We start from the raw sequence: 12,886 nt of genomic DNA, 5'->3' as shown, positions 1-12,886 counted from the left end.
GGCGCGGCGCAGGGCGCGGCGTCCCGGCAGTGATTCGGGTTAGGGGAGTTGGTCAAACTCGTCGGGAGTGCCGTCTCCGTCGGTGTCCCAGCCCACTCGTTCGCGTTTGCCGTCTTTGTCGTAATACTCCCACAGGTCGGTGACGCCGTCGTTGTCCTGGTCGCGCTCAACCCGCAGCAGGTTGCCCTCGCTGTCGTAGAATTTCTCGATGGTGAACGCGCCGTCGAAGCCCACCGACATCGACTTCTTGGCGACGATGCCGTCTTTATAATAAGCGACCAGGTCGATCTTATTATCGTAGTCGAGGTCCATCTCTTCTTCGATAAGCTCGCCGGTGGCGTCGAAATATTGCCAGATATCGATCTGGCCATCGAAGTTCATATCGCGCTCGACGCGCACGATGCCCTTGGCGTTTCGATAGGTGAATTGGTCGGGCTTTCCGTCCTCGTTGAGGTCGGCGGTCTCGACCTGAAGGCCCGTGTTGTTGAGGGAGTTAAAGCGATGGCGCTCGCCGGCCGGCCCGTCGGGGCGGTGTTGAGCGTTGGTTTTGGTCTTGGTGTCCTGGGCCGCTTTGTCGCCCTGGTCCCCGCCGCAACCGATGGCGCTGAGGCTGGTGACCGACAGGCCCACGATCAGCAAGGTGCTTGAGAACAGCCGGGCGTTCTGGGGTTTGAAAGGCATCCGGAGACGATTTTTATTGAGTTTTGTATGCATTGTCGACTTCACGGGCGATCCAAACTGTGCAGTATATCAATTACTTATGGCATCACGTCGAAAAATACCGGCATTTCGAGGCGGCATGCCCACCAAAAAATTAAAAGGATGCTCGAAGCGCTATCCGTGGGTTCGTATTATCACGAGCCGCGGTCAAAAGACAATTCACGCGCCAGACCAAAGCGCCGCGGGGCGCGAAGAGTCTGACGCGTGAATTGGTGAATCAGGCGGTCTTCTTTTCGTAGACCAGCATGGGTTTTTCTTTGTGCGTGAGCACTTCGGCGGTGATGACGCACTCGCGCACGTTTTCGAGGCTGGGCAGCTCGTACATCACGTCGAGCATGATCTCCTCGATGATGGAGCGAAGCCCGCGCGCGCCGGTCTTGCGCTTGATCGCCTCGCGCACGATGGCGACCATGGCGTCGTCCTGGAAGCGCAGCTTCACATTCTCCATCTCCAGGAGCTTCTGGTATTGCTTGACCAGGCTGTTCTTGGGCTTCCAGAGGATGTCGACGAGCATGTCTTCGTCGAGCTCGTCGAAGGTGACGATGACCGGGAAGCGGCCGACGAACTCGGGGATGAGGCCGAATTTCACCAGGTCATGCGGGCGCACATGCTTGAGGACCTCGGAGGTCGACATCTCCTGCTTCTTCTGCTCGGAGCCAAAGCCCATGCGCTGCTCACCGAGGCGGCGGCGGATGATATCGGCAAGGCCGTCAAACGAGCCGCAGCACATGAAGAGGATATTGCTGGTGTTGACCTGGATGAACTCCTGTTGGGGGCGGTTTCGGCTGCCCTCGGGGGTGATCATCACCTCGGTCGACTCGACCATTTTCAGCAGGGCTTGCTGCACGCCCTCGCCGCCGACGTCGCGGGTCGAGGAGGGAGAAGCGCCGCCCTTGGCGATCTTGTCGATCTCGTCGACGCAGACGATGCCGCGGCTTGCGGCCTCGACGTCGCGGTCTGCGGCGAGCCACAGGTTTTTGATGACGTTTTCGACATCTTCGCCCACATAGCCCGCCTCGGTGAGGCTGGTGGCGTCGGCGATGGTGAAGGGCACGTCGAGCTTTTTAGCCAGCGACTGCGCCATCATCGTCTTGCCGCTGCCGGTCGGCCCGATCATCAGGATATTGCCCTTGGTCAGCTCGACGCCTTCGTCTTCTTCGTCGAACATATCGGGCGTTTCCAGGGCCAATTCATCGGCCATGATTCGCTTATAGTGGTTATAAACGCCGACCGAGATCACGCGCTTGGCCAGGTGTTGGCCGACCATATGCTCGTCCAAGAACGCCTTGATCTGGCGGGGGCGCATATCCTCCAGGCCCTTCTTTTCGGCCGGGGTCAGTTCGCGATCTTCTTCAATGATTTCGCGGCATAAGGAGACGCACTCGTCGCAAATATGGACCTTGGGCCCGGCGATGAGTTTGCGCACGTCCCGCGCTTCTTTGCCACAAAAAGAGCAGCGCACCTTACTATTTGAATCAGTCGGTTTCATCTCGACTCGTATTTTGAAAAGTTAAAACTGGCTGATCGCTTTGGAATCAGCCGGAGTTTTCTAGTTTATAAAGAACGCGGTTTACTCGGAAACCGTGCGTCTTCGAAAGGCTCGATCCATATACTAAACCAACGGGGGCGTCTATTTACTCCAACCATCAACGAATCGGGCGTCGGGAAAAACGATCCCAATTTGCGACTTCCAGAATCGATTCATTTCGATGTCCGAAGTTGAATGGAAATAGCGCCAAGAATCAAGCCCGGTGACGAATTACTCGTCGATAAGTCCGGGGCGAATCTTATTGCGGGCCTCCTGGCGCTCCTGCTCTTCCTTGCAGTCGATGCAGAGCGTGGCCATGGGGCGAACGATGAGGCGGCGCTCATTGATGGGCTCTTCGCATTCCTCGCACTCGCCGTAATCTTCGCTGTCGAGGCGCTCCAGGGCGTCGTCGATCTTGCGGATGAGCTTGCGGTCGCGGTCGGCCAGGCGGATCTGCGCCGAGATTCCCTGCTCGGTGGAGGACTCGTCGAGGGAGTCGCGCCCGCCGCGGGTGGCGTCGGCCTCGCGAATATCGCTCTGGGTCGACAGGCTCTCGCCGACCAGCTCATCGCGGCGTTTTTGGAGGTCTTCGCGGATCTTATTTAGGGCTTCTGGGCTCAATTTGCTCATAGTTTGCTTCCTTATCGTTGCGTCATTTTTGCGTGTGCCGCGTATTCTATGCGTGCAGACTGTGCTAATTCGGGCTAATCGGGGGTGCTGCGCCGGATTCGTGCCGTGTGATAGGCAGGAAATGAAATAATTCAGCGCCCCGTGCGTTCTGGCCACGCTTGCGAGTGCTACTTAATACCCAACTTCATCTCGGACAAAATATAATGTCGGATTGCCCCAGCTGCCCTCTTCAGGACACACCTTATGATGCCCAACTTGTCGCCAAAAAAGAGCGAGTCGAGCGGGCGTTTGCCGCGCATCCTCGCCTCGAAGGCGTGGAGGTCGCAGCGGTTCTAGCATCAGCGCGCCAAAGCGGCTACCGAAATCGTGCGCGCATGGTGGTCGACTCAACGGCCGCGCACGCCCAGGCCCTGCTGGGGTTTTACGAAGAACAGGGGCGCGACGTCGTCGCCGTTCAGAGCTGCGCTGCGCATCATCCTCAAATCGAGGCGGCGCTGGCGACCCTGCGCCCGCTGCTCTTCGCCAACGAAGGGCTGCGCGCGTTTGCCCGCTTTGTCGATGTGCGTTGCACCGCCGGGCGTCCGGCCAAAGGGGGCTCGGAGGCCGTGATGATCACGCTGGCCGGGTCGGCGTCTAAGGCCGATGAAATCAAGTCCATCGAGGCGGCCGCGCTCGCACTATTTGGCGAGCTTGAGTCCCGATTGGAAGGGCTAAACGTGGCGCTGCACCTCAATATTTCGGCGGAGCGAAATCAGTCGGTTTTGTCCGGCGAGCAGCGCGTAATTGGCGGCGACGCCTGCTTGAGCTTTGGGTTGAAGATCGCGGGCGAGGGCGAGGCGAAGATCGCCGAGTTGGCCGTGCCGCCGACCGCGTTCTTCCAGGTGAACCTCGAGCAGCTCGAGGCGGTCTATCCTGCGATTCGCCCCGCGATGGTCGACAATGGCGTGCTCGTCGACCTTTATTGCGGCGTCGGCACCCACGCGATCGCGCTGGCAGAGATGGCCGCTGAGGGCGCGGGATTCTCGGATATTCTTGGCTTCGATATCTCCGAATCCGCGATCGAAGAGGCCAAGCTGAACGCCGAAAAGGCCGGGCTTCGCGGGCAGTTTTTGGCCGCCGATGACCACGACGCGGTCGCCTGGATTCAGGAGCGCGTCGCGGCGCTTCCGCAGGGCACCGCGGTGTCGATCATCACCAACCCGGCGCGCGCGGGCATGTCGCCCCAGGCCGTCGCGTCGGTGGCCGAGGTGGGCGCAGAGGTCGTCTTCTACCTCTCCTGTGAGCCCGAGACCCTCGCCCGCGACCTGGACCGCCTGCAAGACCAGGGGTTCGCGGTCGAGCGCGTCGAGGCCTTCGATTTTATGCCGCAGACCGACCAGGTCGAGACGCTGGTCGTCCTCAAACGCACGGGTGAAGCGACCACGCCGTCGTATGAGCGCGCCTATCAGTCGCTCAAGGGGCGCCGGTTTTCGCCGGGTGTTTCGGGGCCGTCGGCGCTGCCCGATAAGGTCGATGAGAGTGTGTGGATCGCGGTCGTCGCGGGCACGGTGCCGGGGCAGGGCTTTTTGCCCTTCGACCGCTCCAAAAAGGCGCGCGCCGCCGAGAAGAACGGCGCGACCCAGGAGCAGGTGAAGATCGAGCGACTTCGCAAGGTGCAGGGCAATTCGGTGGTGCGCATCCACGCCGAGACCCTCGACGACGCGCAAATTCGCCGGCGCTTTCGGGCCTGGAATCACCCGGTGCTCGGCGACCCGGACTTCGGCGACCGCAACGCCAATCACCTGGCCGAGCGCCACGCCTATCTCGACCGCCTCGCCCTGCATTGCGTGGGGGCGAAGGTCGATCAAAAGTGGAAGTCCGCCCCCGTGCCGGGCCAATTTCTTGCGATGATGCGCCTGCCGCGGGCGATCCTCGAAGAGGTCCCCCAGGGGGGCTAATCCCACGATAACTTTGCCCTGTGGAACGCGCTTGAAAGATACGAAGAAAGATATGCTCGACAACAACACAAAACGATCGACGCCCTCGCGGCCGAAGATTTTTCGTGACCCGGTTCATAATATCATCGCCTTTGATCTCGATGACCCGGTGGAGGCGACGCTCTTTCGTCTGATCCGCTCGCGCACCTTTCAGCGCCTGCGCCGGATTCGCCAGCTTGGGTTCGCGAATCTTGTGTACCACGGGGCGGAGCACACGCGTTTTGGCCATAGCATTGGCGTGGCGCATGTGGCGCGGCGCATGTTCGACGCCCTTGACCACGGGTTTGGGGAGGCGGAGCGCATGGAGGTTCTGTGCGCCGCGCTGCTCCACGATGTGGGGCATGGGCCGTTTAGCCACGCGATTGAGAATGTGACGCTGATTCATCACGAGAATTATAGCGCGCAGCTTGTCTGTGACCCGGCGGGCGATATCTATCCGATCCTGGCCGAGTATGACCCGGATTTGCCGGCGACGGTGGCCAGTTATTTTGGGCCGCGCAGCGAGTTTCCGCCCGAGAAGCATGTGCTGCTGGATATCGTGTCGAGCCAGCTCGACGCGGACCGGCTTGATTATATCCAGCGCGACGGCGTGGCGACCGGGGTGAAGATCGGGCTCTACGATTTTGAGCGCATCCTGACGATGCTCCAGACCTATGAGAGCGACGGGGGTGCGTCGCCGTTGAGCCGGCGCCTGGCGGTGAGTTATCGGGCGCGCGAGGCGGTCGAGGGGTATTTGATGGCGCGCTTTCATATGTTTAAGCAGGTCTATCTGCATAAGGCGGTGCGCGCGGCCGATAAGATGCTCGAGGCCGTGGTGGCGCGGGCGACCGCGTTGCTGCGCGAGGGCTATGCGTTTAGCGCGGCGCTCAGCCCGGGCCTGGCGAGCTTGCTGGCGGGGGAGCGGCTGGGGACCGAGGCGTTTATTTCGCTGGATGACACCGATATCTGGATCGCGTTGAAGCAGTGGCGAAATGACGCCGATCCGATCTTGTCGCGCCTGTCGGCGGGGCTGCTCGACCGCGAGCTCTATAAGACGATCGACCTGGGGATTTCGGACCCGGTGTGGATCGCGCGCATCTTGGACCGCGCCGGGGAGTTGGCCCGTGAGATGGGCTTAGACCCGGAGTATTTCGTGCTCACCGACCACGCCTATGACACCCCATATAAGCCCTATGACCCGCGCCACGGCGATATCGGGGCGCATATCCCGATCGTCGACCCGGACGGGCGCGCGGCGCCCATCGAGCAGCGCAGCGATATGGTGCATCTGCTCGGGCGAGATTCTTATAAGATTGTGCGGTTATGTGTGCCCGCGGAGCTGCGGGATCGCCTGGTCCTGGAGCCGGTGTATGCCGGCTGAGGTGCGCGTGTGGGTCAGCGCATCTTGTCTTCGATCTTCTTCTGGGTCCCCAGAAAGTACATAATAAAGTCCAGGGCCTGCTCGCCGGCGCCGATGGTGAGCTCGACGCCGCCGGTGGGGCCGGTGGCGCTGGTCTTCCAGAACTCCGGGCGTCGATTCTCGAGCCCGTAGGTGCTGCTGGTTTGCTTGAATGGCGCGCCGCCCCAGCCGCCAAAAGCGCGCACCGCGACCAGGTCGTGGTGATAATAGACCAGGCCGAGGTCGGCAAAGCCGAGCAGCGGGTCGTCCACGCGCCCGGTGGCGCTCAGCCATATCTCCACGCTCTGGCGATGCTTCATGATGCCCGGGTACCCGGGCCCCCATCCTGTTTTGCCGTTCCAGATGCTCAGGGCCGGCACATCGAGGCGAAAGCCGCGCTTCTCGATCATGGTGCTCTGCGCCACCTGCGCCCCGTCGCTCGCCTGCAACTCCATCTCGTAGCTCGCCCCCATATAGGGCATCACCAGGCGCAGATAGCGCACGTCTAAGACCAGCCCCAGCTCGACCATATGCCCGCCGCCCTTGATGTCGCCGCGGGTGCCGCGCTCGCTGAGCGTGGCGTCGTCGATATGGTGGTAGCGGTAGCCAATGGTGCAGCCGGTGGTGCCGAGAAGACACGCTCCCAGGAGGAGCGTGGCGAGTAGGTTTTGCGAAAGTTTTGGGGGCGTCACGACGTCCTATATCTGATCTGGGCGCGGAGATTCTGCGCCCAGAAATAGCATAGCTTGGGCGCAGAGACTAAATTTTTGCGTTCCCCCCGGGTTCGGCGATATAATCACAGGGATCTACGCGGGCTTATCCGCATTTGTTGAGCCGAAGTGATATGGCCAGAGACGCGAAAAAATCCAAAAAAGCTGCCCCGAAGGGTGGGACGCCGGACGCCTCGAGCCCGGGGCCGCTGGCGGTGCGCGTCGACGCCTTCGAAGGGCCGATGGACCTGCTGCTCGAGCTGATCAAAAAGCACGAGGTCGACATCTTCGATATCCCCATCGCGTTGATCACCGAGGAGTATTTGCGCGTGATCAATCACCTCGAATCGCTCGATCTGCAATTGGGCGGGGAGTGGTTGGAGATGGCGGCGGACCTGATTTATATCAAGTCAAAGATGCTCCTGCCGGTCGAGGAGAGCGATGAGGAAGAAGACGGCCCGGACCCGCGCTCGGAGCTGGTGCGCCGGCTTATCGAGTATCAACGCTTTAAGATCCTGGCCTCAAAGATCGACGCGCTGCCGAAGCTTGAGCACGATGTGTTTTTGCACCGGGCGAACCCCGAGGACTACCGCGACACGGGCCCGCCCTTGCTGCAAGAGGTTGGGATTTCGAGCCTGGTGAACGCGCTGAAACGCCTGGCCAAAAAACAGGGGACGGACGCCAATTGGGTGGTCGAGATGACCCGCGAGAAGCTCACGCTTCGCAGCGTTATGGTCGACGTCGCCACGCTCTTGCAGGAGCGCCCGCGCGTGACGTTTGAGGAGCTCTTTGTGCGCCCGGACGGCCAGATGCAGGACTTCAGCCGCTACCGGGTGGTGACGGTGTTCTTGGCGCTTTTGGAGATGACCAAGCGCAAGATCGTGAAGTTGATGCAGTCGCGTATCGACGGCGACCAGCTCTATATTGAGCGCGCGGTCATCAATATTGTGGAGGTCAGTCAGACCCTCGATCTTCCCGACACGGTGGTGGCAGGCTGATGGCTGAACGCGATCCAAAAACCCGCGCCGGCTCCTCGCCGACCCCCGAGGCGCACGGGAATCGGGAGGCGCGCGCCGTCGCGGCGAGCAGCGCGCCTGAGGGCGGCGCGTCGGCCGCGGCGCCGGGGCTCGACGATTTTAATCGGGTGCGCGCGACGCTTGAGGCACTGCTGCTTGCCAGCACCGAGCGGCTCGACCGCGCGATGCTCTTAAAATGCCTGCCCGAAGAGGATCACCCGCTGATCAACGGCGCGCTCGAGAACCTGAAGCTCGAATATAGCGGCGCCCACCGCGGCATCCACCTGGTCGAGGTCGCCGGCGGGTTTCAGCTGCGCACCAACCCTGCGTTTCGCGACTCGGTGCGCCAGATGTACGCCGCCACGCCGCGCAAATTATCGCGCGCCGCCCTGGAGACCCTGGCCATCGTCGCCTACCGCCAGCCGCTCACCCGCGCCGATATCGAGGAGATCCGCGGCGTCGACTCCTCGGGCGTGCTGCGCACCCTTGAGGAGCATGACCTCGTGCAGACGGTCGGGCGCCTCGACGATATCGGTCGCCCGCATATTTTGGGGACCACGCCGCGGTTTTTGGAGTTCTTCGGGCTTTCGAGCCTCGAGGATCTTCCCAACCTGAGCGCCGATGAGCTGCAGGCGCTCGATGAGCTCTATGCCGATGAGATGGCCGGGGAGGAAGAGGGTGGTAGTGAGTGAGGTGAGTGAGGTGATGCGGATCGGCGAGGTCGTTGCCGGGGCAATGAACTAAGCCCCTGAGCGAAGCCTGGGGGCTGGCCGCGTTCAGCGGCCGGGGGCCGGTTGCGGATCGGCGAGGTGGTGGGTTTGGGGACCCCACGCCGCCTTGGCTTGACTTTCCAAAAAAATAGTTCAAAAGAGGCACTAACAATCACGCGCCGTGAGGGCGCCGAAACTCTATAAATGAGGAAAATCATGTCGAAGCAACCAAATTCCGAAGAAATGCGTGTCCAAAAATTCCTGTCCGGTGCCGGCGTATGCAGCCGTCGCAAGGGCGAGGAGATGATGTTGGAGGGGCGTGTTCAGGTGAACGGGAAGGTTTGTCGGGAGTTGGGCACCAAGATTGATCCGGAGCGCGACGAGATTCGCGTTAACGGGGAGGTCGTGAACCTGGTGAATAAATATATTTATTTGCTGGTGAACAAACCCGAGAACTGCGTCACGACGCTTGATGATCCGCAGAACCGAATGATCGTGACCGATCTTCTGCCCGCCAATATGCCGCGCGTGTGGCCGGTGGGGCGCTTGGACTGGGATTCGTCCGGCGCGCTGCTGATGACCAACGACGGTGAGTTGACCAACAAGTTGACCCACCCGGGCAGCAAGGTCTCGAAGCAATACGCCGTCAAAGTGCGCGGGATGCTCAAGAATAACTCGCGCGAGCTTGAGCCGTTGCGCGAGGGTATCCGCCTGGATGGGGTGATGACGCGGCCGGCCTTTGTCGAAGTCGTCAACGATAACGGCAATAATACCTGGCTCGATTTCATCATCAGTGAGGGTAAGAACCGCCAGATTCGGCGCATGTGTGAGGCGATTGGCTATCCGGTCATGAAGCTGCGCCGCTACGCGATGGCGAATCTGACGATCGACGGGTTGCCGTCGGGCTCGTACCGGCCGCTGACCCCCGATGAGATCGCGGCGCTTCATGAGGCCGTGAATCAGGACCTGCCCAAAGAGGCGGAGCTGAGCCGCAGCGCCGAGAAGCGTGAGCGGGAGCGCAAGAAGCGTCACGGGCGTTTCGATGTGCGCACCAGCCCCAAGGTGCAGGCGCGGCGCGCCTCGAAGAGCAAATCGTCGCGCAAAGATTATACGGCCAAGGGCAACGCGGCGAAGCGTCGCGAGCGTATGGGCCGCAAGTCGCGCAGTGGTTCATCGAAGAAAGGGCGCTAATGAAAAGTATTTGGCCCCGAATTGGCCAAATACATAAATAGCGCTTGACAGGGAGCGGAACCTGCCCTAGGTTCCTGCTCCCGGTCGCACCGGAAAGTAAGTACGCGACCTTGATGCGGGGTGGAGCAGCCAGGTAGCTCGTCGGGCTCATAACCCGAAGGCCGCAGGTTCGAATCCTGCCCCCGCCATCTTTTTTTTTGCTTCACGATTTCCGGACAGAGTAACACCCTTATTGCGGGGTGGAGCAGCCAGGTAGCTCGTCGGGCTCATAACCCGAAGGCCGCAGGTTCGAATCCTGCCCCCGCCACTATCGCAGCACGAAGAAGCCGCACAGTCCTTGGACTGCGCGGCTTTTTTCTATTCTTGTTGGGCTGATATTCGCGCGCGCTTATTCGCGGATCGTCTTGCCGCTGGAGAGCAGCCACCAGGCGATCGCGGCGAAGGTGAGGTCGAGCGCGATGACCACCAGATAGCCCTGCCATAAGGGGACGTCGGAGATGCCGGTCATCCCGTAGCGAATCCCGTTGACCATATAGAGGATGGGGTTGAAGCGAGAGACCATATCCCAGGGCGCCGGGAGCATGGTGATGGAGTAGAAGACGCCGCCCAAGAAGGTCAGCGGCGTGAGCAAAAAAGTCGGCAGCAGGTTGATATGGTCGAAGTCCTCGGCGACGATCGCGGTGGTCAGCCCGACCAGCGCGAAGGCCAGCGAGGTGAGCAGCATAAACGACAGGGTGATGAGGATGTGCAGGAGCGCGTTGGGGCCGGTGAGGGTCGCGACCACCTGGTCTGCGCCCATGAGCATCGCCACCGCCCAGATAATCGAGCCGACCAGCATCGCCCGCATGATGGACGCGCCGGTGTAGCCCGCCATCAACTGCAGGTGGGTGAGCGGGGTCACCAGGATGTCGACGATGGTGCCGTGGATCTTATTGATAAAGAAGGAGAACGCCGAGTTCACGAAGGCGTTGTTGATCAGCGAGAGCATCACCAGGCCGGGCACCAAAAAGTCGATATAGGGCACGCCCTCGACCTCTTTGAGCCGGCCGCCCAGTGAATAGCCGAAGACCAGGAAATAGAGCATCGTCGTGACGACCGGGCTCACGATGGTCTGGCTGGCGACGTTCCAGAAGCGGTGGATTTCTTTTCGAAAGAGCGTCCACGCGCCGAACCAGCCCTGGCTTTGGGCGACCACGGTGAGCTCGGCGATGCGGGCGCGGGCGGCCCGCTCGGCGGCGGCCGGTGGGGCGCCGACGGGGCGAGTAGGGCTGTCTTCCTGGGGCTTGGGGGCGGGGCTCACGGGGCCTCCGGCGAAGGGTGGATTTGAGGGGCGTCTGGGGTCTTTGAGTTATCCTGCTCGATGATCTGGCGAAAGATGCTCTCCAGCGAGGTCTGGTGCCCGTCGACGCGCTCGATGCTCAGGCCGGCGTCGAAGAGCGCGCGCAGCAGGCGGTCGGTGGGGCCGGGGCCCGGGGCGTCTTCTTCGCGCCGGTCGATATGGAGCATAAGCGTCTTGGGACCGGCCTTTTCGAGGTTGAGCGCGTCCATCTGGGCGATGAAGTCGGCCGGGATCGCCTCGTGCAGGCGAACCTCGACGCTGCGGTGGCCGAGGGATTCCATCAGCACCTCGCGCGGGGCGACGCGCAGGAGGTTGCCGAAGTTCACGATGCCCACGCGGTCCGCCAGGGCCTCGGCCTCCTCGATATAGTGGGTGGTCAGCACGATGGTGGTGCCGCGGTCGCGCAGGTCGCGCACGAACTCCCACAACTCCTCGCGCAGCTCGACGTCGACCCCGGCGGTGGGCTCGTCCAAAAAGAGCAGCACCGGGTCGTGCATCAGGGCCTTGGCGATCATCAGGCGCCGCTTCATGCCGCCGGAGAGCCCGCGCGTGTTGCGGTCGGCCTTGTCGGCCAGCGAGAAGCGCTCGAGCATCTCGTTGACCTTGTCGGGGGTGGGCGGCGCGCTGAAATAGCCGCCCTGGTACTCGAGGACGTCGCGCACCGTGAAGGCGGAGTCGTAGTTGAGCTCCTGGGGGACCAGGCCGATGAGGCGGCGGGTGAGGCGGTAGTCGTCGCGCACGTCGAAGCCGGCGACGGTGATGTTGCCGTCAAAGCGCGTGATCATGCCGCAGATGCAGCCGATAAGCGTGGTCTTTCCCGCCCCGTTTGGCCCGAGCAGGGCGAAGATCTCGCCGGGCACGATGTCGAGCGACATATCGTTGACCGCGGTGAGCTCCCCATAGCGTTTCGTGACGTTCTGAACCGAGAGTAAGGAGGGCGCTTGGTAGGTCGATCCCATGGGTTCCTTAGAGGTATTTTTCGATCACAGTGACGATTTCGTGGTAGTCGACCAGGTTGGTCACATAGTCGAGCTTGTCGGTGGGCAAGATGACCAGCGGCGAAAGATCGTAGGCGTCGATCCAATTCTCGTAGAGCTTGTGCAGGCGGTTGAGGTATTCGGTTGGGATATTTTGCTCCATCTCGCGCCCGCGCATGGCGATGCGCTGGCGCACGGTTTTGACCGGGCAGCGCAGATAGATCATGACATCGGGGGCGCGAATCTCGCCCTGCACCGACTCGTAGAGGTTGCGGTAGGTCTGCCAGTCGCGCGCGCTCATCTGCCCCTGCTGGTACAGGTTCTGGGCGAAGATCTCGGCGTCCTCCCAGATCGTGCGGTCCTGGATGACGTTCTGCGGCGAGGCGTCGAGCTCTTTGTGCAGCTTGAATTTGGCGCCCAGGAAATAGAGCTGGCTATGAAAACTCCAGCGCTCCATATCCTCGTAGAAATCCTCGAGATAGGGGTTATCCTCGTTGGGCTCGAAGAAGGGCTGGACGTCGAAGTGCTGGCTTAGAAACTCGACGATCGAGCTTTTGCCGGCGCCGATGCTGCCGGCGACCGCGATATAGCGGCGGGGATCGTTGCTCTGGGCGGCGCGGCGCGGGGAGTTCTGGCTGCGGTCGATCTCAGTGATATGCAGGGCGTCAGCCATCGGGATTCTCTGGCGTAGGTGTGCTTCCCGCGGAAGCG

Annotated in this window: 12 protein-coding genes and 2 tRNA genes; 7 read left to right on the top strand and 7 right to left on the bottom strand. The window is 61.6% G+C overall.

Translation table 11 applies throughout. The annotated features are described in order from the left end of the window. Positions 1-39: 39 nt before the first annotated feature. From DN745_RS15990 to DN745_RS15980, 3 genes are all read right to left on the bottom strand, one after another. Positions 40-681: a hypothetical protein gene (locus tag DN745_RS15990; protein WP_111336354.1), complete on the bottom strand. Its 642-nt coding sequence runs from the start codon at positions 679-681 to the stop codon at positions 40-42. 256 nt (positions 682-937) lie between these two features. After that, on the bottom strand, positions 938-2,209 hold the full coding sequence (clpX, locus tag DN745_RS15985; protein ID WP_111336352.1) for an ATP-dependent Clp protease ATP-binding subunit ClpX: 1,272 nt from the start codon (positions 2,207-2,209) through the stop codon (positions 938-940). 270 nt (positions 2,210-2,479) lie between these two features. Continuing rightward, the gene (locus tag DN745_RS15980; protein ID WP_111336350.1) at positions 2,480-2,878 is read right to left on the bottom strand and encodes a TraR/DksA family transcriptional regulator; all 399 of its coding nucleotides are present in this window, start codon (positions 2,876-2,878) and stop codon (positions 2,480-2,482) included. A gap of 203 nt (positions 2,879-3,081) precedes the next feature. Between DN745_RS15980 and DN745_RS15975 the strand changes: the two genes are divergently transcribed. Then, complete coding sequence (locus tag DN745_RS15975; RefSeq protein WP_111336348.1) at positions 3,082-4,815, top strand: methyltransferase domain-containing protein; 1,734 nt, start codon at positions 3,082-3,084, stop codon at positions 4,813-4,815. A 31-nt stretch (positions 4,816-4,846) separates the two neighbouring features. After that, entirely contained in the window at positions 4,847-6,214 is a 1,368-nt protein-coding gene (locus tag DN745_RS15970) for an HD domain-containing protein (protein WP_111336347.1), read from the top strand. 14 nt (positions 6,215-6,228) lie between these two features. Here DN745_RS15970 and DN745_RS15965 read toward each other — a convergent pair whose 3' ends face one another. Next, positions 6,229-6,924, bottom strand: coding sequence for a hypothetical protein (locus DN745_RS15965; protein ID WP_111336345.1), 696 nt, complete (start codon positions 6,922-6,924; stop codon positions 6,229-6,231). Positions 6,925-7,076: 152 nt separating this feature from the next. Here DN745_RS15965 and DN745_RS15960 point away from each other — a divergent pair, with 152 nt between their 5' ends. The 5 genes from DN745_RS15960 (at position 7,077) to DN745_RS15940 (ending at position 10,166) form a co-directional block, all read left to right on the top strand. Next, positions 7,077-7,940 carry a segregation and condensation protein A gene (locus DN745_RS15960; protein WP_111336343.1) on the top strand — a complete coding sequence of 288 codons (864 nt, stop codon included), beginning with the start codon at positions 7,077-7,079 and terminating at the stop codon, positions 7,938-7,940. Continuing rightward, a complete protein-coding gene (gene scpB, locus DN745_RS15955) occupies positions 7,940-8,650 on the top strand; it encodes an SMC-Scp complex subunit ScpB (protein WP_111336342.1) in 711 nt (236 codons plus the stop codon). The genes DN745_RS15960 and scpB overlap by 1 nt, the downstream gene beginning before the upstream one ends. Positions 8,651-8,884: 234 nt before the next feature. Next, positions 8,885-9,859 (top strand): pseudouridine synthase, encoded by a 975-nt coding sequence (locus DN745_RS15950; RefSeq protein ID WP_111336340.1) that lies wholly within the window; start codon positions 8,885-8,887, stop codon positions 9,857-9,859. 114 nt (positions 9,860-9,973) lie between these two features. Further along, positions 9,974-10,047 (top strand) — tRNA-Met (locus DN745_RS15945). 45 nt (positions 10,048-10,092) lie between these two features. Then, a tRNA-Met gene (locus DN745_RS15940) sits at positions 10,093-10,166 on the top strand. 81 nt (positions 10,167-10,247) lie between these two features. Here the strand turns inward: DN745_RS15940 and DN745_RS15935 are convergent. From DN745_RS15935 to DN745_RS15925, 3 genes are read right to left on the bottom strand one after another with little or no spacing between them, the layout of a single operon-like run. Continuing rightward, entirely contained in the window at positions 10,248-11,159 is a 912-nt protein-coding gene (locus tag DN745_RS15935; protein WP_204355020.1) for an ABC transporter permease, read from the bottom strand. Further along, positions 11,156-12,157: an ABC transporter ATP-binding protein gene (locus tag DN745_RS15930; protein ID WP_111336339.1), complete on the bottom strand. Its 1,002-nt coding sequence runs from the start codon at positions 12,155-12,157 to the stop codon at positions 11,156-11,158. Before DN745_RS15930 ends, DN745_RS15935 begins: the two co-directional genes overlap by 4 nt. A 7-nt stretch (positions 12,158-12,164) precedes the next feature. Then, a complete protein-coding gene (locus tag DN745_RS15925) occupies positions 12,165-12,848 on the bottom strand; it encodes a deoxynucleoside kinase (protein WP_111336337.1) in 684 nt (227 codons plus the stop codon). Positions 12,849-12,886: the final 38 nt, after the last annotated feature.

This window comes from Bradymonas sediminis (genome assembly GCF_003258315.1).
Taxonomy (GTDB): Bacteria; Myxococcota_A; Bradymonadia; order Bradymonadales; family Bradymonadaceae; genus Bradymonas; species Bradymonas sediminis.
Note: the sequence above shows the minus strand (reverse complement) of the source record. Positions and strands in the feature narration are given on the sequence as shown.